This is a genomic window from Mycobacterium sp. 852002-40037_SCH5390672 (genome assembly GCF_001665875.1).
Lineage (GTDB): Bacteria > Actinomycetota > Actinomycetes > Mycobacteriales > Mycobacteriaceae > Mycobacterium.
The window spans coordinates 1-20,625 of sequence record NZ_LZTA01000107.1 but is presented as its reverse complement, the minus strand read 5'-3'; the positions used below and the strand labels follow the sequence as shown (position 1 = coordinate 20,625).

Sequence of the window (20,625 nt, the reverse complement as noted above, 5' to 3'; positions counted from 1 at the left end):
GTTCCTGGACAGGCGCCGTTCGTTTTGCGCGCGTAGGGTTTCCGCCGTGGCAGTCACAGAGCACGACAACGACGTCAGCTACATCCACACCGACGAAGATCTGCCCCCCGTCGCCATCATCGACCGTTCGCCCATCACCCTGCGGCACAAGATCGTGTTCGCTATCGTCGCGGTCCTCGGCGCCGTCGCCTGGGCGATCATCGCGTTCACGCGGGGCGAGACGGTTAACGCGGTGTGGTTTGTCGTCGCGGCGATCTGCACCTACCTCATCGGATTCCGGTTCTATGCCCGGCTGATCGAATTGAAGATCGTCCGCCCGCGCGACGATCACGCCACGCCCGCCGAAGTTCTCGACGACGGCACCGACTACGTGCCGACCGACCGGCGGGTGCTGTTCGGCCATCACTTCGCCGCCATCGCCGGGGCCGGACCGCTCGTCGGTCCGGTGCTGGCCACCCAGATGGGCTACCTGCCCTGCAGCATCTGGATCGTCATCGGGGCGGTGTTCGCCGGCGCCGTGCAGGACTACCTGGTCTTGTGGATCTCCACCCGACGCCGCGGGCGGTCGCTGGGCCAGATGGCCCGCGACGAACTCGGCGCCACCGGCGGCGTGGCCGCACTGCTCGGCGCGTTCGTCATCATGGTGATCATCATCGCGGTGCTCGCCCTGGTGGTGGTGCGGGGACTTGCCCAGAGCCCCTGGGGCGTGTTCTCCATCGCCATGACGATTCCCATCGCCCTTTTCATGGGCTGCTACCTGCGGTTCCTGCGGCCCGGCCGGGTCGCCGAGGTCTCGCTGATCGGCATCGCGCTGCTGCTGCTCGCCGTGGGGTCCGGCGCCTGGGTCGGTGAAACCTCTTGGGGTGCATCGTGGTTGAACCTGTCGGCGGTCACGGTGTCGTGGCTGATCATCGGCTACGGTTTCGTGGCGTCGGTGCTGCCGGTGTGGTTGCTCCTGGCGCCGCGTGACTACCTGTCGACGTTCATGAAGGTCGGCGCCATCGCGATGCTCGCGATCGGCATCTGCATCGCGCGACCGGTCATGCAGGCGCCCGCGGTGTCGCAGTTCGCGTCCCGCGGCGACGGGCCCGTGTTCCCGGGCGCGCTGTTCCCGTTCCTGTTCATCACCATCGCCTGCGGAGCCCTGTCCGGATTTCATGCGCTGATCTCGTCGGGGACGACGCCCAAGCTGCTGGAGAAGGAAAGCCAGATGCGGCTGATCGGCTACGGCGGCATGCTGACCGAGTCGTTCGTCGCGATGATGGCGCTGATCAGCGCGGTGATCCTCGACCAGCATGTGTATTTCGCGCTCAACGCTCCGGCCGCCCAGACCGGCGGCACCGCGGCCACCGCCGCGCACTACGTCAACGGGCTCGGGTTGCGCGGCGACCCGGCGACCGCGGACCAGCTCACCGCTGCCGCCGCAGAGGTCGGCGAGAAGTCGATCGTGTCGCGCACCGGCGGGGCGCCGACGCTGGCGGTCGGCATGTCGGAGGTGCTCTACCGGGTGTTCGGCGGTGCCGGCCTCAAGGCGTTCTGGTACCACTTCGCGATCATGTTCGAGGCGCTGTTCATCCTCACCGCCGTCGACGCCGGCACCCGCGTCGCGCGGTTCATGCTCTCCGACACCCTCGGCAACCTGGGCGGCCCGCTGGCCAAGCTGCGAAACCCGAGCTGGCGCCCGGGCGTCTGGCTCTGCAGCCTGGCAGTGGCCGCGGCCTGGGGCAGCATCCTGCTGATGGGCGTGACCGATCCGCTGGGCGGTATCAACACCCTGTTCCCTCTGTTCGGCATCGCCAACCAGCTGCTCGCGGCGATCGCGCTGACCGTCATCACGGTGATCGTCATCAAGAAGGGCCTACTGAAGTGGGCGTGGATTCCCGGGATACCGCTGTTGTGGGATCTGGTGGTCACGCTGACCGCGTCGTGGCAGAAGATCTTCTCCCCGGATCCGGCCGTCGGCTACTGGAGCCAGCACTCGAAGTACCTGGCGGCCAAGCAAGCGGGCAAGACGGCGTTCGGATCGGCCAAGAACGCGCATCAGCTCGACGACGTCCTTCGCAACACCTTCATCCAGGGCACGCTGTCCGTGCTGTTCGCGGTGGCCGTCGTCATCGTGGTGATCGCCGGAGTCGTGGTCGCGCTCGGGGCAATTCGCGGTCCCGGGCGACCGTTGACCGAGGACGACCCGGTGCCGTCGAAGTTCTTCGCACCCTCGGGCCTGATCCCCACCGCCGCCGAGCGCGAGTTGCAACGCAGGTGGGACGCGCCGGGCAAAAAGGTTGTGCCCAAGGCCGCGCCGCGGTCCTAAACTTGCGCGATGAGAGTCGGCATCGACTTCGGAACCACCCACACCGTCGTGGCGGCCGTCGACCGAGGCAACTATCCCGTCGTCTCCTTCGAGGGCGCGGATGCGTGGCCGTCGATCATTGCCGCCAACGCGGCAGGCGAGCTGCGCTTCGGCGCACAGGCCGCCGCCGTGCGCCACGACCCGGAATGGTCGGTGCTGCGCTCGTTCAAACGCTTGCTCAACGATGCCGGGCCGCAGACCGAAGTCACCCTGGCCGGCCGTGACTATCGCCTGGCGGACCTGCTCACCGGCTTCCTGGCCCAGCTGAAAACCGATCTGCAACGCCACTCGAACGCCACGCTGGCCCCGGGCGAAGCCATCGAAGCCGCGATCAGCGTGCCGGCCAATGCCTCGAGCGCACAGCGCCTGCTGACCCTGGATGCCTACGTGGCCGCCGGTTTCCATGTCGTCGCACTGCTCAACGAGCCTTCCGCCGCCAGCCTGGAATACGCCCACCGGTACCGGTCGACCATCACCGCCAAACGCGAATACGTCCTCATCTACGACCTCGGCGGCGGCACGTTCGACGCGTCGCTGCTGAAGATGACCGGGCACGCGAACGAGGTCGTCATCAGCGAGGGCATCCAGCGCCTCGGCGGCGACGACTTCGACGAGGCGATCGTCGAGCTCGTGCTGGCCGGCGCGAACCTGCCCGGCCTCGACACCGCCCAGCGCGACCTGCTGGCCGAAGAGTGCGCCGCCCGCAAGGAGGCCGTCGGGCCGCAGACGCGCCGCTTCCTGGTGGACCTGTCCCCGGTCGATCGGCCCCCCTTCTCCTGCCCCATCGACGACGTCTACGCGGTGTGCGCACCGCTGGTCGACGAGACGACGGCGCTGCTCGACCGGGTACTGCACGACCCCGCGCGAGGCCGCAAGGACGTCGACTGGTCGGAGGTGGCGGGCATCTACGTCGTCGGCGGGGCCGGCGGGTTCCCACTGGTGTCGCGGATGCTGCGCAGCGCCTTCGGCGAGAAGCGGGTGAAGCGCTCGCCGCATCCCTTCGCCGCCACGGCCATCGGCCTTGCGGTCTTCCTCGACAAGGAATCCGGTTTTGCGCTGTCCGAACGCTTCTCGAGGAATTTCGGGGTTTTCCGGGAGGCCGAGGCCGGCGCCGGGGTTGTCTTCGACCCGATCGTGTGCAAGGACGTTTCCCTTCCGGCCGACGGGCAATCCCCGCTGGTGGTGAAACGGAGATATCGAGCGGCACACAACATCGGGCACTTCCGGTTCGTGGAATGCAGTCGTCTGGTCAACGGCAGGCCCGACGGCGACGTCACGCCTTATGACCCGGTGCTGTTTCCCTTCGACCCGGCCCTGCACGACCGGGACGACCTCGGGCGCCAGCCGGTCGGTCGCTGGAAGGACGGGCCCGATGTCGAGGAGCGCTACGTCATCGCCCCCAGCGGTGCGGTGGAAGTGACCCTGACGACGCAGCCGGCCGGGTTCGAACGCACCTTCCGCCTGGAGCGGTGCGCGTCGGCGAGTTGATGAGCCAGCCCGCCATGCAGTTATACGACGTGATGCGAACAACTTTCGCGGCACGCGAATTCACCGACGATCCGCTGCCCGACGATGTGCTGGGGCGCATCTTCGACAACGCCCGGTTCGCTCCCAGCGGTGGCAACCGGCAAGGCGCCCACATCACCGTGGTGCGCGACGAAACGGTCCGCCGGCGGCTGGCCGAGTTCGGCAGGCCCGCCGCTCACCGCTATTTCGCCCAATTGCAGGCACAGGAAAACCCGTGGAATTCAGTGCATCCCAGCGCCGTGCCGCAAGAGGTCATCGAGACCACCGATGTTCCCGACACGTTCATGGCACCCATCGCCAAAGCGCCTGTGGTCCTTGTCGTTTCGGTGGATCTGACCGTTGTCGCCGCCATCGATCAGGATCTGGACCGCGTCGGTATCGCCGGTGGAGCATCGGTCTACCCGCTGATTTGGAACATCTTGCTGGCCGCGCGCAGCGAGGGCTACGGCGGCACCATCACGACGATGGCCATCGCGGCCGAAGACCAAGTTCGCCGACTGCTGGGCATCCCGGACCTGCACGCGGTGGCCGCGGTGGTTCCGCTGGGAAAACCGGTGCGGCAGCTGAGGAAGCTGCGCCGCAGGCCGGTCGCGGAGTTCATCACCCGTGATCGATTCGACGGCCCGGCGTTCGAAGGTTGATGGGATCCGCCATAGGAGCGATAGCGTCGAACTATGACCGACATAGATCTGGACACTCTGTCGACCCCGGAACACGGCTACACCGTCGACGACCGGGACGACGACGACCCGGTCCTGCTTGACCGGGAGGGCAAACACGTCGAAACCTGGCGCGAGCGATACCCCTACGACCATCGGATGCCGCACGACGAGTACGAGCGGCTGAAGCGGAGACTGCAAATCGAGCTGTTGAAATTGCAGAAGCACAACAAGCGCATCGGCGGCCGGCACGTGATCCTGTTCGAGGGGCGCGACGCGGCCGGAAAAGGCGGAACCATCCAGCGATTCATGGAGCACCTGAACCCACGCAGCGCGCGGGTCGTGGCGCTGGAGAAGCCGAGCGAGCAAGAGAAGACGCAATGGTATTTCCAGCGCTACATCAGCCATCTGCCCTCGGGCGGCGAGATGGTGCTGTTCGACCGTTCGTGGTACAACCGCGCCGGCGTTGAGAAGGTGATGGGGTTCTGCACCCCGGAGCAGTACGCCGAATTCATGGAGCAGGCACCGCCGTTCGAAAGAATGCTGGTCGACAACGGCATCGTCCTGACGAAGTTCTGGTTTTCCGTGTCGCCGGCCGAACAACGCACCCGGTTCGCCGTCCGGTTGGTGGACCCGGTGCGGCAGTGGAAATTCTCCCCGATGGACATCGAATCGGTGAACAGATGGGATGACTACACCGCCGCGAAGGAAGCGATGTTCGACGCCACCGACACCGACATCGCTCCGTGGATCGTGGTGCGAAGCAACGACAAGAAGCGCGCCCGGATCAACGCGATGCGCTATGTGCTCGCCAACTCCGACTACGACGACAAGGACGATGAGGTGGTGGGCGAGCCGGATTCGCAGATCGTGGGCCGGGCGTTGACCGACTGACCAAGGTGAAGGGGACGTCTCATGTCCACATGGCTCATCACCGGGTGCTCGACCGGGCTCGGCCGCGCGCTGGCCCAGGCGGTCATCGGCGCCGGCCACAATGCCGTCGTCACCGCGCGTGACGCCGGCGCGGTTGCCGACCTGGCCGAGGCCGCACCCGAGCGGGTGCTCGCCGCAACCCTCGATGTCACCGATCCCGCGCAGGTGGCCTCGGCCGTGCAGCAGGCGCTCGAACGGTTCGACCGCATCGACGTGCTGGTCAACAACGCCGGCTACGGCTATCGCGCCGCGGTGGAGGAAGGTGACGACGCCGACGTCCGTGCGTTGTTCGACACGCATTTCTTCGGCACCGTCGCCATGATCAAGGCCGTACTCCCCGGTATGCGGGCCCGCCGCAGCGGCGCGATCGTGAACGTCTCCTCGATCGGCGCCCAGCTGACCCCGGTGGGGTCCGGCTACTACGCGGCGGCCAAGGCCGCGATCGAAGGCATGAGCGGAGCCCTTCGCGGTGAGCTTGTCCCGCTGGGCATTTCGGTGACCGTCGTCGAACCCGGTGCGTTTCGCACCGACTTCGCCGGACGCTCGCTGATCCAGTCGGCCACCGTCATCGAGGACTACGCCGCCACCGCCGGGCGGCGCCGCAAGGAGAACGACACCATGCATGGCAACCAGCCGGGCGACCCCGCCAGGGCGGGGAACGCCATCATCGCGGCCGTCGAATCGCCTGAGCCGCCGGCGTTTTTGTTGCTCGGCCCGGACGCGCTGGCCGCCTATCGCTACACCGCGGACGCCCGGGTCGCCGAGATCGAAAAATGGGCAGAGCTGACCAGCGGCACCGACTTCGGCTGAGCCCTAGCCGCGCACCTGGGGTAGTACGTCACGCTGCCATGCCGCGAAGAACCCGTCCATGTCGGGACCGATCTGCTGCACGTAGATCTCGTCGACGTCGGCGTCGATGTACTCGCGGACCTGTGCGATGTGCTTGTCGGGGTCCGCACCACAGGCCACACTCTGCGCGACCGTCTCCGGTGGCACCAGCGACTGCAGGGCGGCGAAATCCTTGGGGCGCGGCAGGATTTGGGAGGTCTGGCCCGGCAGGCCCTCGTTGGCCCACAACCGGTGCGCCGCCTTGCGCGCGGCGTCGGCGTCGGAGTCCCAGCAGACCTTGGTACCACCCTGCACCGGCTTGTCACCGCCACCGGCCTCCCGGAATTGTTTGACCAGGTCGCCGTCGGGCATGGCGATGCTGTATCCGTCCCCGATGCGGGCGGCGAGTTCCACGGCCTGCGGGCCGAACGCCGAGACATAGATCGGCACCGGCCGCTCCGGCCGGGTGTAGACCTGTGCTTCCTGCACCTCGTAGTGCTTGCCGTGGTGGCTCACCTCACCGCCCTTGTGCAGCTTGCGGATGACGTCGATCGCCTCCTCCAGCATCTCGAGGCGCACACCGGCGGACGGCCAGGGATCGCCCAGAATGTGTTCGTTGAGGGCCTCACCGCTGCCCACCCCGAGCACGAAGCGCCCGTCGAGCTGCACGGCCGCGGTGGCCGCCGCCTGCGCGATGATCGCCGGGTGTATTCGGATGGTCGGGCAGGTGACGGCAGTGCTGACCGGCAGCGACGTCGCCTCCGACAGCGCACCGATCACTCCCCACACGAATGGGCTCTGACCCTGCTCGTCATTCCAGGGGTGATAGTGGTCCGAGATCCACAGCGCGTCGAATCCGGCATCCTCGGCGCGCTTGGCCTGGTCGATGAGTTCCTTGGGGCCGAACTGTTCGCAAGTGAGAAAGTATCCGATCTTGGTCATGGCGCCCGGCTACCCGCTGAGCGCCCGGTTATGCGCCGGCTGCGCTGTTTACCGGCGGCATACGGGGAACTCGTGCCGGCGTGCCGGCGCTTGAGCTTGATCCGAGATCGGCGTCGGCCGAATCACCCTGTCTGACAACAGGTTTCACAGCCAGATCGTGGCCCGGCGCCACACGTGGGCGTCACCTTTGCCACTTCGGTTGCTCCGCGCAAGGACAGTGTCGCGTGCCCGCCTTGCAGCGACAACTCCCGATGCGACCGCGCCGCCGCGGCGTTGTCGCTGCAAGGCGGGCAAACACTCCTACGGACTCCGCCAGGGACTGGCGGGGCGGATGTGACCAAGGAAGCACGGCCCGGCGCGCCGCAGCGCCGATGAGAACAGCTTCGCCAATTTGGAGAAGGCAGTTCTCCGCTACCGAGAGACGGATTACGATCGCTGGTGACCTGTGCCGGTCCCGCCCGAACCATAACGATCGGAGTCCATCATCGACGCCTGGATTCTCGACGCGGTCCGCACGCCCCGCGGCCGCGGCCGTCCCGACGGCGGGCTGCACGGCGTGCACCCCCAAGCCCTGCTGGCCCGGTGCCTCACCGCGCTGGCCGAGCGGATCGGGTTCGATGCGACCGACGTCGATGACGTGATCGCCGGCAACGGCATTCTGGCCGGAGACCATGGCGACGACATCGCCCGCCTGTCGGTGCTGCTGGCCGGCTGGCCCGAGAGCGTGCCCGGGATGACGCTGAGCCGATTCTGCGGGTCGGGCCAGCAGGCCGTGACCGTTGCGGCCTCGGCCATCGCCGCGGGCAGCGAAAATCTGGTGATCGCCGGTGGCGTCGAGTCGATGTCGCGTTGGGACGTCACGGCGGGCGTCCCGACCATCGACGGCAACAACCCCGATCTTCGCGCGTTGTATCCGACAGTCCCGCAAGGTATTTCGGCAGACCTCATCGCCACCCTGGAAGGATTCAGCCGCGAGACCGTGGACGCCTACGCCGCACAAAGCCAGAGCCGCGCCAGCGCGGCCATCGAGGGGGGGTGCTTCGAACGTTCCCTGGTCGACGTGGCGACACCGCACGGTTGCCTAGAGCGCGACGAGCATCCCCGCCCCGGCACCACCACCGAGTCGCTGGCCCGTCTCAAACCGGCCTTCGCCGCGATGGGCGCCGCGTGCGCAGACGGTGAGCAACGCACGTTCGACGAGATTTGTCTCGAGCGCTACCCCGGCATCGACCGCATCGATCACGTGCACCATGCCGGTAATTCCTCCGGGGTGGTCGACGGGGCCGCCGCCGTGGCGCTGGCCTCCTCGAACTGGATGCACACCCATCGCGTGGCGCCGCGTGCGCAGGTAAGGGCCACCGCGGCCATCGGCAGCGAGCCGATCATCATGCTCACCGCGCCCGGACCCGCGGCTCAGCGATGCCTGGAGCGCGCGGGCATGACCGTGGCCGACATCGATCTGTGGGAGATCAACGAGGCCTTCGCCGCCGTCCCACTCAAGACGATGCGCGATCTCGACATCGATCCCGAGGTGGTCAATGTCAACGGCGGCGCGATCGCGCTCGGACACCCCATCGGCGCCACCGGCGCAATGCTCATCGGCACCGTTCTGGACGAGCTCGAACGTCGTGACCTGACAACGGGTCTGGTCACCATGTGCACTGGCGGCGGAATGGGCACGGCAACCATCATCGAGCGGGTGTGACCATGCCGGAAACCCTGGAGCTCGAACGCCCCGGCGACGGCGTCGCCATTTTGCGGCTGAATCGACCACAGCGGCTCAACGCCATCAACGAGGCGATGCAGACCGAATTACGCGACGTGCTCGACGATATGGCCCTCGACCCTGCGGTGCACGCCGTGGTGCTGACCGGTGCGGGACGCGGCTTCTGTGCCGGCATCGACATGCGCGACTTCGGGCCGTCGATGCTCGAGGCGAGCGCGCCCGCGCTGGACCGGATGCGCTTTCAGGAAAGGATGGCCGCGCTCGCCGAAGCGGTGCACGCGTTGCCGCAGCCCGTCATCGCCGCGGTCAACGGCCCCTGCGTGGGGGCCGGACTCGCGCTGTGCCTGGCGGTCGATATCCGAATCTGTTCGGCGGCGGCATCTTTCGGTAATGCTGCCATCCTGCTCGGGCTCTCGGGAGCCGAGATGGGCATGAGTTACCACCTGCCGCGCATCGTCGGCACCAGTGTGGCGGCCGACTGGATGCTCACCGGCCGCACCGTGTCGGCCACCGAGGCCGACCGTCGCGGCCTGGTCAGTGAGGTCGTCGAGCCGGATCGGCTGACCGATCGCGCGGTGGAGTTGGCGTCGCTGATCGCAAGCCATGCTCCGCTCGGCGCGCAACTGACCAAGCGCGCCCTTCAGGTCAACACCGACGCCGCGAGTCTGGCGGCGGCGATGGAACTGGAAAACCGCAATCAAGTGATTTCCCACGCGACCGACAACGCGGCCGAGCGCCGCAAGAAGTGGTCTTCATGACCGGCCCCCTGCGAGGCGTGCGCATCATCATGATGGGCGGATTGGGGCCCGCGCCGTTTTGCGGAATGCTGTTGGGCGACTTGGGCGCCGAAGTCATCCGGGTCGATGCCCTGGGGGGTGTCGACGGCCCGCTGCCCGTCGACCACACGGTCCGCCGCAGCCAGCGGTCACTGGCAGCCGATGTGAAGGATCCGCGCGGCCGGGACCTTGTGCACCGTCTGGCCGCCGGCGCGGATGCCTTTGTGGACGTGTACCGGCCCGGGGTGGCCGAACGCCTGGGCATCGGTCCGGATGCGTTGCGGCAAAACAATCCTCGCCTGGTTTATGCCCGCATGACGGGCTACGGACAGGACGGACCCCTGGCCGGCCACGCCGGGCACGACATCAATTATCTTGCGCTCACGGGTGCCTTGCACGCCATCGGCACCGCCGACTCACCGGTCCCACCCCTGAATCTCGTCGGCGATTATGGCGGTGGCGGAATGCTGTTGGCGGTGGGACTGCTGAGCGCGATCCTCGAGGCCCGCGAGTCTGGCACGGGTCAGGTCCTCGACGTGGCGATGGTCGACGGCGTCGCCGCTTTGCTGGCACCGTATTTCGGCATGCTCCCCGCCGGCACATGGCGTGACCGCCGTCAGGACAACCTGCTCGACGGCGCCGCGCACTTCTACGGAACATACGCCACGGCCGACGGGGGCCACATCGCCGTCGGCGCCATGGAGCCGAAGTTCTACGCCGAACTGTGCGATCGGCTCGGCGTGGATGTGCCCCACGACGACACCGACCCCACGGCGTGGGCCGCCCACCGGACCGCACTGGCCGCCCGCTTCGCCGAGAAGTCCCGCGCGCAGTGGGAGCGCCTCCTCGACACACCGGGATGCTGCGCGACACCGGTGCTTTCGCTGGCCGAGGCGCCGCGACATCCGCACAACGTCGCGCGCCAGACATTCGTCGAGCTTGACGGCATCACCCAGCCCGCACCGGCGCCCCGTTTCTCCCGAACCCGTCCGGCCACGCCCGCATCTCCATCGCTTCCGGGTGACCACACCCGCACCGTGCTGCGTGAGCTCGGCCTGGACGCCAACGCCATCACCGCGCTCGAGGACGCCGGCGTGGTGGCCCAAAGCGGCTCACAATGACCGAGCCAGAGAGGACGACCTATGTCGTGGGACTTCTCCACCGACCCGGAGTGGACAGAACAACTGCAGTGGGTCGAAGGCTTCGTGCGCGAAGAGTGCGAGCCGATCGACCTGATTGTCAAGGAATCCCACGATCTCGATGACCCGGTGCGGCAGGCGCTGATCCCCCCGCTGCAGAAGATCGTGAAAGAGCGCGGGCTGTGGGCGACCCACCTGGGCCCGCACCTGGGTGGTCCGGGCTATGGACAGGTGAAGTTGGCGCTGCTCAACGAGATCCTTGGTCGCTCGGAATGCGCGCCGATCGTCTTCGGCTCACAGGCTCCCGATTCCGGCAACAGCGAAATCCTGGCCCACTACGGCACACCCGAACTCAAGGAGCGCTACCTCGAGCCACTACTGGACAACCGCATCATTTCCTGTTTCTCGATGACCGAGCCGCAGGGCGGGGCCGACCCGAAGGTATTCCGCACCACCGCCGTGCAAGACGGTGATCACTGGGTCATCAACGGGGAGAAGTGGTTTTCGTCGTTCGCCTCGAGAGCCTCGTTCATCATCGTGATGGCGATGACCGATCCCGAGGCGCCGCCGTACGAGCGTTACTCGATGTTCGTCGTTCCCGGCGACACCCCCGGCATCAATGTGCTGCGCGACGTCGGGCTGGGCTACCAGCCAACCGGCGGCGGGCGTGAGGGCTATGTCCGCTACGAAAACGTCCGCGTGCCCGCCGATCACATGTTGGGCCCCCGCGGCGGGGCCTTCGTCGTCGCGCAAACCCGGTTGGGCGGCGGGCGGATTCACCACGCGATGCGCACCGTGGGCCTGGTCCGCAGGATCTTCGACATGATCTGCGAGCGGGCGGCGTCGCGCTACACCCAGGGTGAGGTGCTGGCCAACAAGCAACTCGTGCAGGAGATGGTCGCCGACTCGTGGATGGAGATAGAGGCGTTCCGCCTGCTGACCCTCCAAACGGCTTGGAAGATCGACCAATTCAACGACTACAAGGCCGTTCGGGCCGACATCTCGGCGGTGAAGGCGATGATGCAGAAGGTCCTGCACGACGTGTCGGCGCGGGCACTTCAGCTGCACGGGTCGCTGGGCACCACCCACGAGATGCCGTTCGTGCAGTACCTGGTCGAGTCGTTCGTGCTCGGGCTGGCCGACGGTCCGACCGAAGTACACAAGGTCACCCTGGCGCGGCTGTTGCTGAAAGACCGTGCGCCCGCGCCCGACCTGTTTCCCTCCGAACACCTGCTGCGGTTGCGCGCCGCCGCGGAGGCGAAGTTTGCTGACAAGCTGGCGGGCATCCCCCGCGGCTGAGCAGCGAGCCCATCAGACCTTTTTGGTGACACCGACGTAGGACAGCACCACATCGGATTCGTCGGTCACTCGATTCAGCACCGCATAGGAACGGATGAACGACTCGCCCACGCAGCCGTCGATCTTGACGTGGAAGTTGCTGACCATCACCCAGGGATTTGGTCCCCTGAACTGCTTCTTGACCACCGGCACCACAACCACGAGGCCGGGCTTGAGGCCTACGTTGAGCACACCCGCGGTGGGAAAAAGAACCAACGGCAGCAGGTCGAACGGCACACCGGTCACCGGGCCCGTCACGCCCGGGGTGACGCCGGCGGTACCCCCGATCGTGACGCCGTCGGATGTGCTCATGTCGATTCCGCAACCGATCTCGAACCCCACCTCGAGGACGCCCTGGGGCTGCCCCGGTCCTATCAGCGAGCCGACGAATATCCCGCTGGCCAGATATTCGCGGGACGACACCGCGGTGGTCAGCGGCGCCACCGGAACCTGCTGCTCGTCCCGCGCGCCCACGCCCAGGGTCCAGCCGTCGGGAGTCTTGAGAATCACCGGAGGATTCGAGGGCATTGCTCCCTCGGCCTCCGGCGCCGCTTCCGCAGCGGCAGGGGCGACCTCGGGATCTGCACCGGTCGTGGCCGCCGTGGGCAACGAAATCACCAGGCAGGCGGCAGCCACCATCGCGCGACGAACGACCACGGCTATGGGCCTCACGGGCGAAACCGTACGCACCCCGCAATTCGAGTAGAGAAATTTGCTGGGCGCCCGGCCGAAGTTGTTGTGTTTTTGTAACTGTTGTGAAATCCGAGACAATTGTAGAATTCAATTCCAAAGCCAACAATCCGGCCAGAAACCGAGGAGGCGGCGATGACGCTTCGCATACGCGTTCGCGGATTGCTGGTTTGTGCGTCCACCGTCATCGCCCTGCTGAGCTCCACCGGCGTTGCCTACGCGGACCCGAACGTCGATCCCCGCCCCCAGCCGCCGGGAATGGACGACGTATGGAGCCCGTTCCCGACCACCTGGACGAACCCGTCCAATGAGGGCCAGCCCGTGAACGACACGGGTGACGTCGGAATGATCTGCGAAAATCTGTTGGTCCGCTGCCAGTAAGAATGGTCCGCCCGCTGGCTAGGCCAGCATTGACCGGGCACGGTCGAGCAGTCCCGGCAAAATTGCCGTCATGGCTTCCAATTCCGCTCGCGGCGAGGCTCGCCGGCGATTGTGCTTGACGATCAGCGACCACGTCGCTGCCGACTTGTAGCACGCCAGCGCCGTGAACCACGCCAAATCGGTGACCTCGCAACCTAACTCAGACTCGTACAGCTCGGCGAGCTCGTCAATCGGCGGCACCGCACCGGCCGGCGCGGCAACCCGCCGGTAAGTGTCCGGGTCGCAGTTGATCAGGAACCAGCCCGCATCGATGCGCGGATCGCCTATCGACCAGATCTCCCAATCGATGATCGCGTTGACTACCGATCCGGCCGCCAGCAGGTTGCCCAGCCGGAAATCACCGTGCACCACGCCGGGCCTCATCGCACTCGGTGCGCAATCCAGCAGCGCGTCGCGCACTTTCGGCCAGCCGGGCGCCAGCGCCGGGTCGACGGTCCGCAGCGTGTCGGACCACCGGTGGACTTCGGCGACCGGATCGACCACGGGCTCATCGCCCAGCCCCAGGTCCGTTGGCGCGAGTCTGTGCAGCGCGGCCATGGCGCGGCAGGCATTCCGATACCGCTGCGATAGGCCACCGGTCGGCGGGCAATCGTCGAATAGCGGTTCCACACAATCGCCTTCGACATGCGCCATCACAAACAACGGCGGAGTGTGTGGCGGATCCCCTATGTCCTCCCACAGCACTGCGGGCACCGGAACGCCGCTCCCCGCAAGGGCTTTCAACATGCGGGCCTGGCGCAGCACGTCGCGATGCGCGACCGGTTCGACGCCGGGTGGAGCCACCTTGATCACCACTCGTTGACCATCCCTGGTGCCCGCGAAGGTGAGACTGGAGGCTCCCCCGGACAGCGGAGCGACATCGGCGACGCCCACGCCGTCGAGTCGCCGGCGCAGCTCGGTGGGATCGAGCTCGGCCATTCAGCCCGCCGGCGCGGTCCAGCCGACCTCGGCGAGGAACGGCTGGGTGTGCGCGAGGCGTCCGGTCAGCGTCTTCGGATCGCCCGTGCACAATCGGAGCGCCGTCTCGGTGATCAGCGCGATGTCCTCGGTGTCGGTCTTGGCCAGATCGAGGGTGCCGGCGCCGGGTGTGGCCACGGGGTTGGACGGCGCGGCGGCGTTGACCGCGATTCCGTCGTCATAGAGTTCGGCCGCAAGGCTTTTCGTCAACCGGTTGAGCGCGGCTTTGGCCGTGCCGTAGAGGCCGAAGCCCGCGGTCCGGTCGAACTCCGAGAACGGCGGACCGGGCGGCAGGTCGCCGCCCACCGAGGTCAGGTTCAAGATCCAGCCGCGTCCGCGCTCGCGCATTGCGGGTATCGCCAGTTGACACAGATGCAGGGGTCCGAGGACGTGCATCTCCATCATCAGTCGGGCGCGCCGCTCGGGAAACCCGTCGAGGGGCCGCAGGAACGTCACCGCGGCGTTGTTGACCAGGATGTCGGGCGCGCCCACGGCGCTGACCACCTCGGCGAAAAGCCGTTCCCGGTCTTCGGATTGGGACAGATCCGCCTGGACCGCAATGGCTTTCCCACCCGCGGCCACTATCTCGTCGCGGGTCTGGCTCAGCGACCCCTGGTACTTGGGATCGGGATCCATCGTGCGGGCCGTCAATGCCACCGTGGCTCCGCGTTCGGCCAGCCGCGTGGCGATCGCCCTGCCCAGGCCTCGGCTGCTTCCGGTGACGAGAGCCACCATCCCGTCGCACCGCTGCGCGCTCATCGTCGACCTCCCCGGCCTGCCCGGCCATACGGAAATGGCTTCTCCGTATCAGAGAATGCCATTATCGCCGGTCGAGGGGAAGCCTCCGGTCGCGCTTCTCGAGTCGCCCGTCACCGCCGAAGTGGGCGAAGGCCTGCCGTTCGGCGTCGCGCGTCCAGGGAGTACGCACCGCCGCCGGTGAAGACCAGCAGGAAAAACGCAAAGCAGAACAGGACCGCCAGGGCGCCGCCGTTGCCGGCCGGCGGATCGGCGACCGGCCAGAGCGCCTGCGGTTGGTGGACCGAGAAGTAGGCGACCGCCATCTCCCCCGATGCGACGAACGCGGCGGCGCGGGTGAAGAACCCGGCGGCGACGAGCAGGCCCGCGACGATCTCGATCAACCCGGCGTACCAACCGGGCCAGGATCCGACCTCGACGACAACCGGCGAGCGCACGGGCCAATTGAAAAGGCTTCTCGAACCGTACGCGGCAAAGAGCAGACCGTAGACGAGGCGAAACAAGCTCAGCACGGCGGGGGCGTGACGGGCCAGGCGTGCGTCGAGACCTTTCATCACGATGGACACGTTACGGTCGCCGCCCAGGCGAGCAGGCGCCGCCACAGCCGATGCCGGCTCGATGCCATGTTGTGGCAGTGGGCGCTGTCGGCCACAACCACGGTGGTGATGTCCGGACAGCTCCGGTACAGGGCTGCCTCGGCGCGAGGATCCGGGGAGACGTCGACCTCGCCGTAGCCGACGAGTACCGGGACCTCTATCCGCGCCGCTTGCTCGGCGACGATGCCCGGGATCATCGCCGTGCCGAACACGCGGGGTACGACCGACTTGGCGGTGCTGCAGTCGGCGGCGACGACATCGGCGGGGACGTCGGCGAGGTGAAACCAGCTCTGCAGGTGCTCGCGTGGCCCCTCGAAATACGGCTGCCCAAGAGCAGACAGGATTTCGCAGGCAAGCTCGGCGCGGCCTTCCGGCGTGGCGCACCGTGCCATGAACGCCGCATCCAGGTTCAGCGGCGCGACGTGTTGATTGGTGCAGCCCAGCACGGCCAATCCGGCGTAACTGGGAAAGAGGGCTTGCTGAGTGATGGCCAGGTACCCGCCCAGCGAATGCGCGACCGCGACCGGTGGCGCGTGGATGCCGATCGTGTCCGGCAGCGCGCGGACGGCACGCGCCAGCGCGGCGGCGATGTCGCTGAAGTCGAAATCGCATGCGGGCTGCGAGCTTTCGCCGGTGCCCAAGGGATCGATCGTTACGACGGCGAAGCCGTTCTGGGTGGCGAAGTCCGCGAAGCTGTACCCGTGATGCCCGGGGATGTTGAGGTCCCAGTATTCGCGGCTGTAGGTACCGCCGGGCAGACACACCAATAACGCGCCCGTCTCTGCGCCACCGCGCGCGGGGTAATACGTCGCCGCCAGCGACGCCGGCTCCCCGACCACCTCGCTGACATCGAAGTTCAATGGATGCGCGGCAAGTGTCATAGGGCGCAACCCTTCGCCGGTGTGTGAGACGACGTCGATCGGCTCCGTGTCAGGTAAATACGTACGTGTACCTCGGTATGCAAGGAGGCGTTTTGACCTATCTCTTTCTCCTCGGCGCCATTTTCGCAGAGGTGATAGCGACCAGCCTGCTCAGGAGCACCGAAGGTTTCACCCGACTGTGGCCGACCGTGGTGTGCCTGATCGGTTATGCCGTCTCCTTCGCGCTGCTGGCGGTGTCGATTTCGCGCGGTATGCAGACCGACGTCGCCTACGCGTTGTGGTCGGCGATCGGTACGGCCCTGATCGTGCTGATCGCGGTGCTGTTCCTGGGTTCGCCGATATCGGTGACGAAGGTCGTCGGCGTCGGGCTGATCATCGCCGGGGTGGTCACGCTGAATTTGACCGGCGCGCACTGACCGCAACGCCTCACCGCCGTTTCGTCGCCGTCCCGTGGGCTCGCGTTCACGTTTCCGACCGCCATTGCGGTGCTGATGTGCAAACATCGCTGCAAGACTGACGGTCTGTCGCCACCGGGCATCGCAGCGCCCCGGGGCGGTGCTGCCCGCCAACCCCTAGCGAGTAGGACCCACATGACCGATGTCGATCAGACGCCCTCCGACGGACTCTCCCCGGGCAACCCCACCCGGGCCGACTTGGTCGAACACTCTCGCACCGGGATGAGCGCGGCCGCGCTACAGCGGGCGATCAACGACCACCTGCGCTACTCGATCGGGCGTCCGGCCGCGGCCCGGCGCCCCGAGCATTACTACCGAGCGCTCGCTCTGGCGGTGCGGGACCGCATGCAAGACCGCAGGGTGGCCTCGACGCAGACCTCGCTCGACCTCGGACGCAAGGTGACCTGCTATCTGTCGGCCGAATTCCTGATGGGCCCGCAACTGGGCAACAATCTGCTGAACCTTCAGATGGAGCGGGCAGCACGCGAAGCGCTGGCGGCGATGGGCCAGAACCTCGACACGGTGCTGGCCTGCGAGGAGGAACCCGGGCTGGGCAACGGCGGCCTCGGCAGGCTCGCCGCCTGCTACCTGGACTCGCTGGCCACGCTGGAGCGCCCGGCGATCGGCTACGGCATCCGCTACGAATTCGGCATCTTCGACCAGGAAATCCACGACGGCTGGCAGGTCGAGCAGACCGACAACTGGCTGGACAACGGAAACCCTTGGGAGATCGCCAAACCCGACGTCAGCTTCCTGGTCAAGTGGGGCGGCTACGCCGAGCACTATACCGATGACGCCGGCCACGACCGGGTTCGGTGGGTGCCGGGCCGGATGCTGAAAGGCACCGCCTACGACACGCCGATCCAGGGCTACGGAGTCAACACCTGCAACGTGCTGACATTGTGGAGCGCGCGTGCCGTCAAGTCGTTTGCGCTGGAGGCCTTCAACACCGGCGACTACTACAAGGCGGTCGAAGACGAGGTCACGTCCGAGACGGTCACCAAGGTGCTGTATCCCAATGACGAACCCGAGGCCGGCAAGCGGCTGCGCCTGCTACAGCAGTATTTCTTCGTGTCCTGCTCGCTGCAGCACGTGCTGCACATCATGGACGATCTCGCCGACGTGTCCGTCAAAGAACTTCCCCAGCGGTTCGCGTTGCAGCTCAACGACACTCATCCCTCGATCGGGGTCGCCGAGCTGATGCGGCTGCTGGTCGACGAACGCGAGCTGGACTGGGACGAAGCGTGGGACATCACCGTCGCGACGTTCGGATACACCAACCACACCCTGCTGCCCGAGGCGCTCGAGAGATGGCCGCTGGAGATGTTCGCCGAGTCGCTGCCGCGCCACCTCGAGATCATCTACGAGATCAACCACCGGTTCCTCGACGAGGTGCGCGCCCGGTTCCCCGGCGACGAGGACCGGGTCGCCCGGATGTCGTTGATCGGTGAGAACGGCGGCAAGAGCGTGCGGATGGCGCACCTGGCCACCGTCGGCAGCCACGCCGTCAACGGTGTCGCCGCGCTGCACTCTGAGCTGTTGAAAGGCAGTGTGCTCAAGGACTTTTACGAGATGTGGCCGGAGCGGTTCAGCAACAAGACGAATGGCGTGACACCGCGCCGCTTCCTTGCGTTGGCCAACCCCGGGCTCCGTGAGCTGCTGGACCGCACCGTTGGTGACGGCTGGTTGACCGATCTGGGCCGCCTGCGCGGGCTCGAGCCGTTCGTCGACGACGACGCCTTCCGGCGCGAGTGGCGCGACATCAAGCGGAACAACAAGTCACGCCTGGCCAAATACATCCACTCGGTGACCGGCGTCGAGCTGAACCCGGATTGGATGTTCGACGTTCAGGTCAAGCGCATCCACGAATACAAGCGCCAGCACCTCAACGTCCTGCACGTCGTCGCGCTGTATCACCGACTCAAGCAGAATCCCGGCCTGTCGATTCCGCAGCGCGCCTTCATCTTCGGCGGTAAGGCCGCACCCGGATACTTCCTGGCCAAGCGGATCATCAAGCTGATCAACGCGGTCGCAGAAACCGTGAACGCCGACCCGGACGTGAACCGGTTCCTGAAGGTGGCATTCGTGCCGAACTTCAACGTGCAGAACGCCCACCTCATCTACCCGGCCGCCGATTTGTCCGAACAGATCTCCACTGCGGGCAAGGAGGCGTCGGGCACCGGGAACATGAAGTTCATGATCAACGGCGCGCTGACCATCGGCACCCTGGACGGGGCGAACGTCGAGATGCGCGACGAGGTGGGGCCGGAGAACTTCTTCGTGTTCGGTCTGACGGAGCAGCAGGTCGGGGCGGTGAAGGCCACCGGGTACCGGCCGGCCGACTACATCGACGGCAACGACGAACTGCGCGCGGTGCTGGATTTGATTGCCGGCGGGACGTTCTCGCGTGGGGACACCGAGGTATTCCGGCCCGTGGTGGACAACCTGCGCTATGACGACCCGTTCCTGGTATGCGCCGATTATGCGTCCTACCTGGACTGCCAGGAGCGGGTCAGCGCCGCGTGGCAGGACAGGGAATCGTGGACGAAGATGTCGATCCTCAATACCGCACGCAGCGGGAAATTCTCGTCGGATCGCGCCATCACCGAGTACTGCGACGAGATCTGGAACGTCTGGCCGCTGACGGTCAAGATCTAGCGCCGGGTAATCCGGCACTGAGCCGGCGGCAAGCCAGCCGCCGTCGTCGCCCAACGCCACCTGCCCCTACAGCGGATCCGCCCGAAACGGGCTAGGGTGGGCGCTCACGCTGAGGGCGCAATTGGACGTTCTCGCGGTCCGCCGCAAGGATCGGCATAACGACTCGTGGCAGGAGAGATGTGACTTTACGCTTCCGTAGCCTTGTCCTGGCTCCGTTGACCGTGGCGCTGGCCATGCTGCTCGCGCCGTCCGTCTCGGCCGACACCTACACAGACCAGCTGGTGAACAGGTTCGACGCCCAGACGCATGTGGTGGTTGATCCCGGGGCCAGACCGCCGCTGCAGAACCCCGACAAGCTCAATCAGCAGATTCTCACCAGCTCGTGGACGTGGAGCGCAGGACCACCTGTCTGGGTGGCGGCGGTGTCGCCCGCCCAGAGCGGTGTGACCACGGCCGATGCCGTACACAGCGCCATGCTGAGCCGCAACGCCGCATTCAGCGGCGTCATACTGGTCATCGACTCGCGCGGCTACCACGTGCGTGCCTACAACGTGCCCAAGGCCATTGCGGACAGCGTCGATCGATTCATGAATCAGTCGGCAAAGGATCACCGCAACGACCCGTACGGCGCCACGAGTGCCTTCGTCGGCAAGCTGGCGAGCGCCAACGCGGCCCCGGTCGGACCGCCGACCACCTCTCCCGTCGCGCACGAAAAGCACGACGAGTGGGCCTGGCTGAAGGTGATGCTGGTCATTTCCGGCATCGCCGCGGCCATGGCCGGCCTGCTTTGGTTCGCCGTGCACCGAAATCGTAAGCACCGCAAGGACACCGAGGCACGCGAGGAGATCAAGCAGGAGCTGATCGCGGCCACGTCGAATGTCAGTGACATCGACAACGCGGTGCTCACCGATAGTGGCGCCGACGTCAGCGCCGAGTCGTTGAAAGCCAACTCCGGCCTGTACGACGCCCGAAA

General features: G+C 66.7%; 18 protein-coding genes and 1 pseudogene. 13 read left to right on the top strand and 6 right to left on the bottom strand.

Annotation, left to right across the window (positions count from 1 at the left end; genetic code table 11):
* Positions 1-46 precede the first annotated feature (46 nt).
* From A5782_RS20290 to A5782_RS20270, 5 genes are read left to right on the top strand one after another with little or no spacing between them, the layout of a single operon-like run.
* Positions 47-2,311 (top strand): carbon starvation CstA family protein, encoded by a 2,265-nt coding sequence (locus tag A5782_RS20290; protein WP_067103884.1) that lies wholly within the window; start codon positions 47-49, stop codon positions 2,309-2,311.
* Between the two features lie 9 nt (positions 2,312-2,320).
* Positions 2,321-3,838 carry an Hsp70 family protein gene (locus tag A5782_RS20285; protein WP_067103883.1) on the top strand — a complete coding sequence of 506 codons (1,518 nt, stop codon included), beginning with the start codon at positions 2,321-2,323 and terminating at the stop codon, positions 3,836-3,838.
* 14 nt (positions 3,839-3,852) lie between these two features.
* Positions 3,853-4,518 carry a nitroreductase family protein gene (locus A5782_RS20280; protein ID WP_197694291.1) on the top strand — a complete coding sequence of 222 codons (666 nt, stop codon included), beginning with the start codon at positions 3,853-3,855 and terminating at the stop codon, positions 4,516-4,518.
* 33 nt (positions 4,519-4,551) lie between these two features.
* Positions 4,552-5,430, top strand: coding sequence for a polyphosphate kinase 2 (gene ppk2 / locus A5782_RS20275; protein WP_067103881.1), 879 nt, complete (start codon positions 4,552-4,554; stop codon positions 5,428-5,430).
* A 21-nt stretch (positions 5,431-5,451) separates the two neighbouring features.
* Positions 5,452-6,279: an oxidoreductase gene (locus tag A5782_RS20270; RefSeq protein ID WP_067103880.1), complete on the top strand. Its 828-nt coding sequence runs from the start codon at positions 5,452-5,454 to the stop codon at positions 6,277-6,279.
* A 3-nt stretch (positions 6,280-6,282) separates the two neighbouring features.
* Here the strand turns inward: A5782_RS20270 and A5782_RS20265 are convergent, their stop codons facing one another.
* Complete coding sequence (locus tag A5782_RS20265) at positions 6,283-7,239, bottom strand: LLM class F420-dependent oxidoreductase (protein ID WP_067103879.1); 957 nt, start codon at positions 7,237-7,239, stop codon at positions 6,283-6,285.
* Between the two features lie 481 nt (positions 7,240-7,720).
* Here A5782_RS20265 and A5782_RS20260 point away from each other — a divergent pair, with 481 nt between their 5' ends.
* From A5782_RS20260 to A5782_RS20245, 4 genes are read left to right on the top strand one after another with little or no spacing between them, the layout of a single operon-like run.
* Complete coding sequence (locus tag A5782_RS20260) at positions 7,721-8,944, top strand: acetyl-CoA C-acetyltransferase (RefSeq protein WP_197694290.1); 1,224 nt, start codon at positions 7,721-7,723, stop codon at positions 8,942-8,944.
* Positions 8,941-9,723 carry an enoyl-CoA hydratase/isomerase family protein gene (locus tag A5782_RS20255; protein ID WP_197694288.1) on the top strand — a complete coding sequence of 261 codons (783 nt, stop codon included), beginning with the start codon at positions 8,941-8,943 and terminating at the stop codon, positions 9,721-9,723. Before A5782_RS20260 ends, A5782_RS20255 begins: the two co-directional genes overlap by 4 nt.
* On the top strand, positions 9,720-10,862 hold the full coding sequence (locus tag A5782_RS20250; protein WP_067103876.1) for a CaiB/BaiF CoA-transferase family protein: 1,143 nt from the start codon (positions 9,720-9,722) through the stop codon (positions 10,860-10,862). Before A5782_RS20255 ends, A5782_RS20250 begins: the two co-directional genes overlap by 4 nt.
* Positions 10,863-10,883: 21 nt before the next feature.
* Positions 10,884-12,179: an acyl-CoA dehydrogenase family protein gene (locus A5782_RS20245; protein WP_067103875.1), complete on the top strand. Its 1,296-nt coding sequence runs from the start codon at positions 10,884-10,886 to the stop codon at positions 12,177-12,179.
* Between the two features lie 12 nt (positions 12,180-12,191).
* On the opposite strand, the gene A5782_RS20240 is transcribed toward A5782_RS20245, so the two are convergent.
* Positions 12,192-12,875 (bottom strand): MspA family porin, encoded by a 684-nt coding sequence (locus A5782_RS20240; protein WP_082943032.1) that lies wholly within the window; start codon positions 12,873-12,875, stop codon positions 12,192-12,194.
* Positions 12,876-13,043: 168 nt separating this feature from the next.
* Here A5782_RS20240 and A5782_RS20235 point away from each other — a divergent pair, with 168 nt between their 5' ends.
* Positions 13,044-13,289 carry a hypothetical protein gene (locus tag A5782_RS20235; RefSeq protein ID WP_067103873.1) on the top strand — a complete coding sequence of 82 codons (246 nt, stop codon included), beginning with the start codon at positions 13,044-13,046 and terminating at the stop codon, positions 13,287-13,289.
* Positions 13,290-13,307: 18 nt separating this feature from the next.
* On the opposite strand, the gene A5782_RS20230 is transcribed toward A5782_RS20235, so the two are convergent.
* From A5782_RS20230 to A5782_RS20215, 4 genes are all read right to left on the bottom strand, one after another.
* Positions 13,308-14,267 (bottom strand): phosphotransferase family protein, encoded by a 960-nt coding sequence (locus A5782_RS20230; RefSeq protein WP_067103872.1) that lies wholly within the window; start codon positions 14,265-14,267, stop codon positions 13,308-13,310.
* On the bottom strand, positions 14,268-15,065 hold the full coding sequence (locus A5782_RS20225) for an SDR family NAD(P)-dependent oxidoreductase (protein ID WP_067103871.1): 798 nt from the start codon (positions 15,063-15,065) through the stop codon (positions 14,268-14,270). It lies immediately after the preceding gene.
* 110 nt (positions 15,066-15,175) lie between these two features.
* Entirely contained in the window at positions 15,176-15,619 is a 444-nt protein-coding gene (locus tag A5782_RS20220; protein WP_067103915.1) for a DoxX family protein, read from the bottom strand.
* Entirely contained in the window at positions 15,616-16,539 is a 924-nt protein-coding gene (locus A5782_RS20215) for an alpha/beta hydrolase (RefSeq protein ID WP_067103870.1), read from the bottom strand. The genes A5782_RS20220 and A5782_RS20215 overlap by 4 nt, the downstream gene beginning before the upstream one ends.
* 92 nt (positions 16,540-16,631) lie before the next feature.
* Between A5782_RS20215 and A5782_RS20210 the strand changes: the two genes are divergently transcribed.
* From A5782_RS20210 to A5782_RS20200, 3 genes and pseudogenes are all read left to right on the top strand, one after another.
* Positions 16,632-16,955 (top strand): multidrug efflux SMR transporter, encoded by a 324-nt coding sequence (locus tag A5782_RS20210; protein ID WP_082943035.1) that lies wholly within the window; start codon positions 16,632-16,634, stop codon positions 16,953-16,955.
* A gap of 261 nt (positions 16,956-17,216) precedes the next feature.
* A complete protein-coding gene (locus tag A5782_RS20205; RefSeq protein WP_067103913.1) occupies positions 17,217-19,652 on the top strand; it encodes a glycogen/starch/alpha-glucan phosphorylase in 2,436 nt (811 codons plus the stop codon).
* Between the two features lie 179 nt (positions 19,653-19,831).
* A pseudogene (locus A5782_RS20200) lies at positions 19,832-20,625 on the top strand (hypothetical protein); the annotation flags it as partial.

Coding starts and splice junctions, on each gene's coding strand:
- A5782_RS20230 (WP_067103872.1), bottom strand. CDS start 14,267: ATGGCCGAGCTCGATCCCACCGAGCTGCGCCGGCGACTCGACGGCGTG.
- A5782_RS20245 (WP_067103875.1), top strand. CDS start 10,884: ATGTCGTGGGACTTCTCCACCGACCCGGAGTGGACAGAACAACTGCAG.
- A5782_RS20225 (WP_067103871.1), bottom strand. CDS start 15,065: ATGAGCGCGCAGCGGTGCGACGGGATGGTGGCTCTCGTCACCGGAAGC.
- A5782_RS20270 (WP_067103880.1), top strand. CDS start 5,452: ATGTCCACATGGCTCATCACCGGGTGCTCGACCGGGCTCGGCCGCGCG.
- A5782_RS20205 (WP_067103913.1), top strand. CDS start 17,217: ATGAGCGCGGCCGCGCTACAGCGGGCGATCAACGACCACCTGCGCTAC.
- A5782_RS20285 (WP_067103883.1), top strand. CDS start 2,321: ATGAGAGTCGGCATCGACTTCGGAACCACCCACACCGTCGTGGCGGCC.
- ppk2 (WP_067103881.1), top strand. CDS start 4,552: ATGACCGACATAGATCTGGACACTCTGTCGACCCCGGAACACGGCTAC.
- A5782_RS20235 (WP_067103873.1), top strand. CDS start 13,044: ATGACGCTTCGCATACGCGTTCGCGGATTGCTGGTTTGTGCGTCCACC.
- A5782_RS20265 (WP_067103879.1), bottom strand. CDS start 7,239: ATGACCAAGATCGGATACTTTCTCACTTGCGAACAGTTCGGCCCCAAG.
- A5782_RS20215 (WP_067103870.1), bottom strand. CDS start 16,539: ATGACACTTGCCGCGCATCCATTGAACTTCGATGTCAGCGAGGTGGTC.
- A5782_RS20250 (WP_067103876.1), top strand. CDS start 9,720: ATGACCGGCCCCCTGCGAGGCGTGCGCATCATCATGATGGGCGGATTG.
- A5782_RS20280 (WP_197694291.1), top strand. CDS start 3,853: ATGCAGTTATACGACGTGATGCGAACAACTTTCGCGGCACGCGAATTC.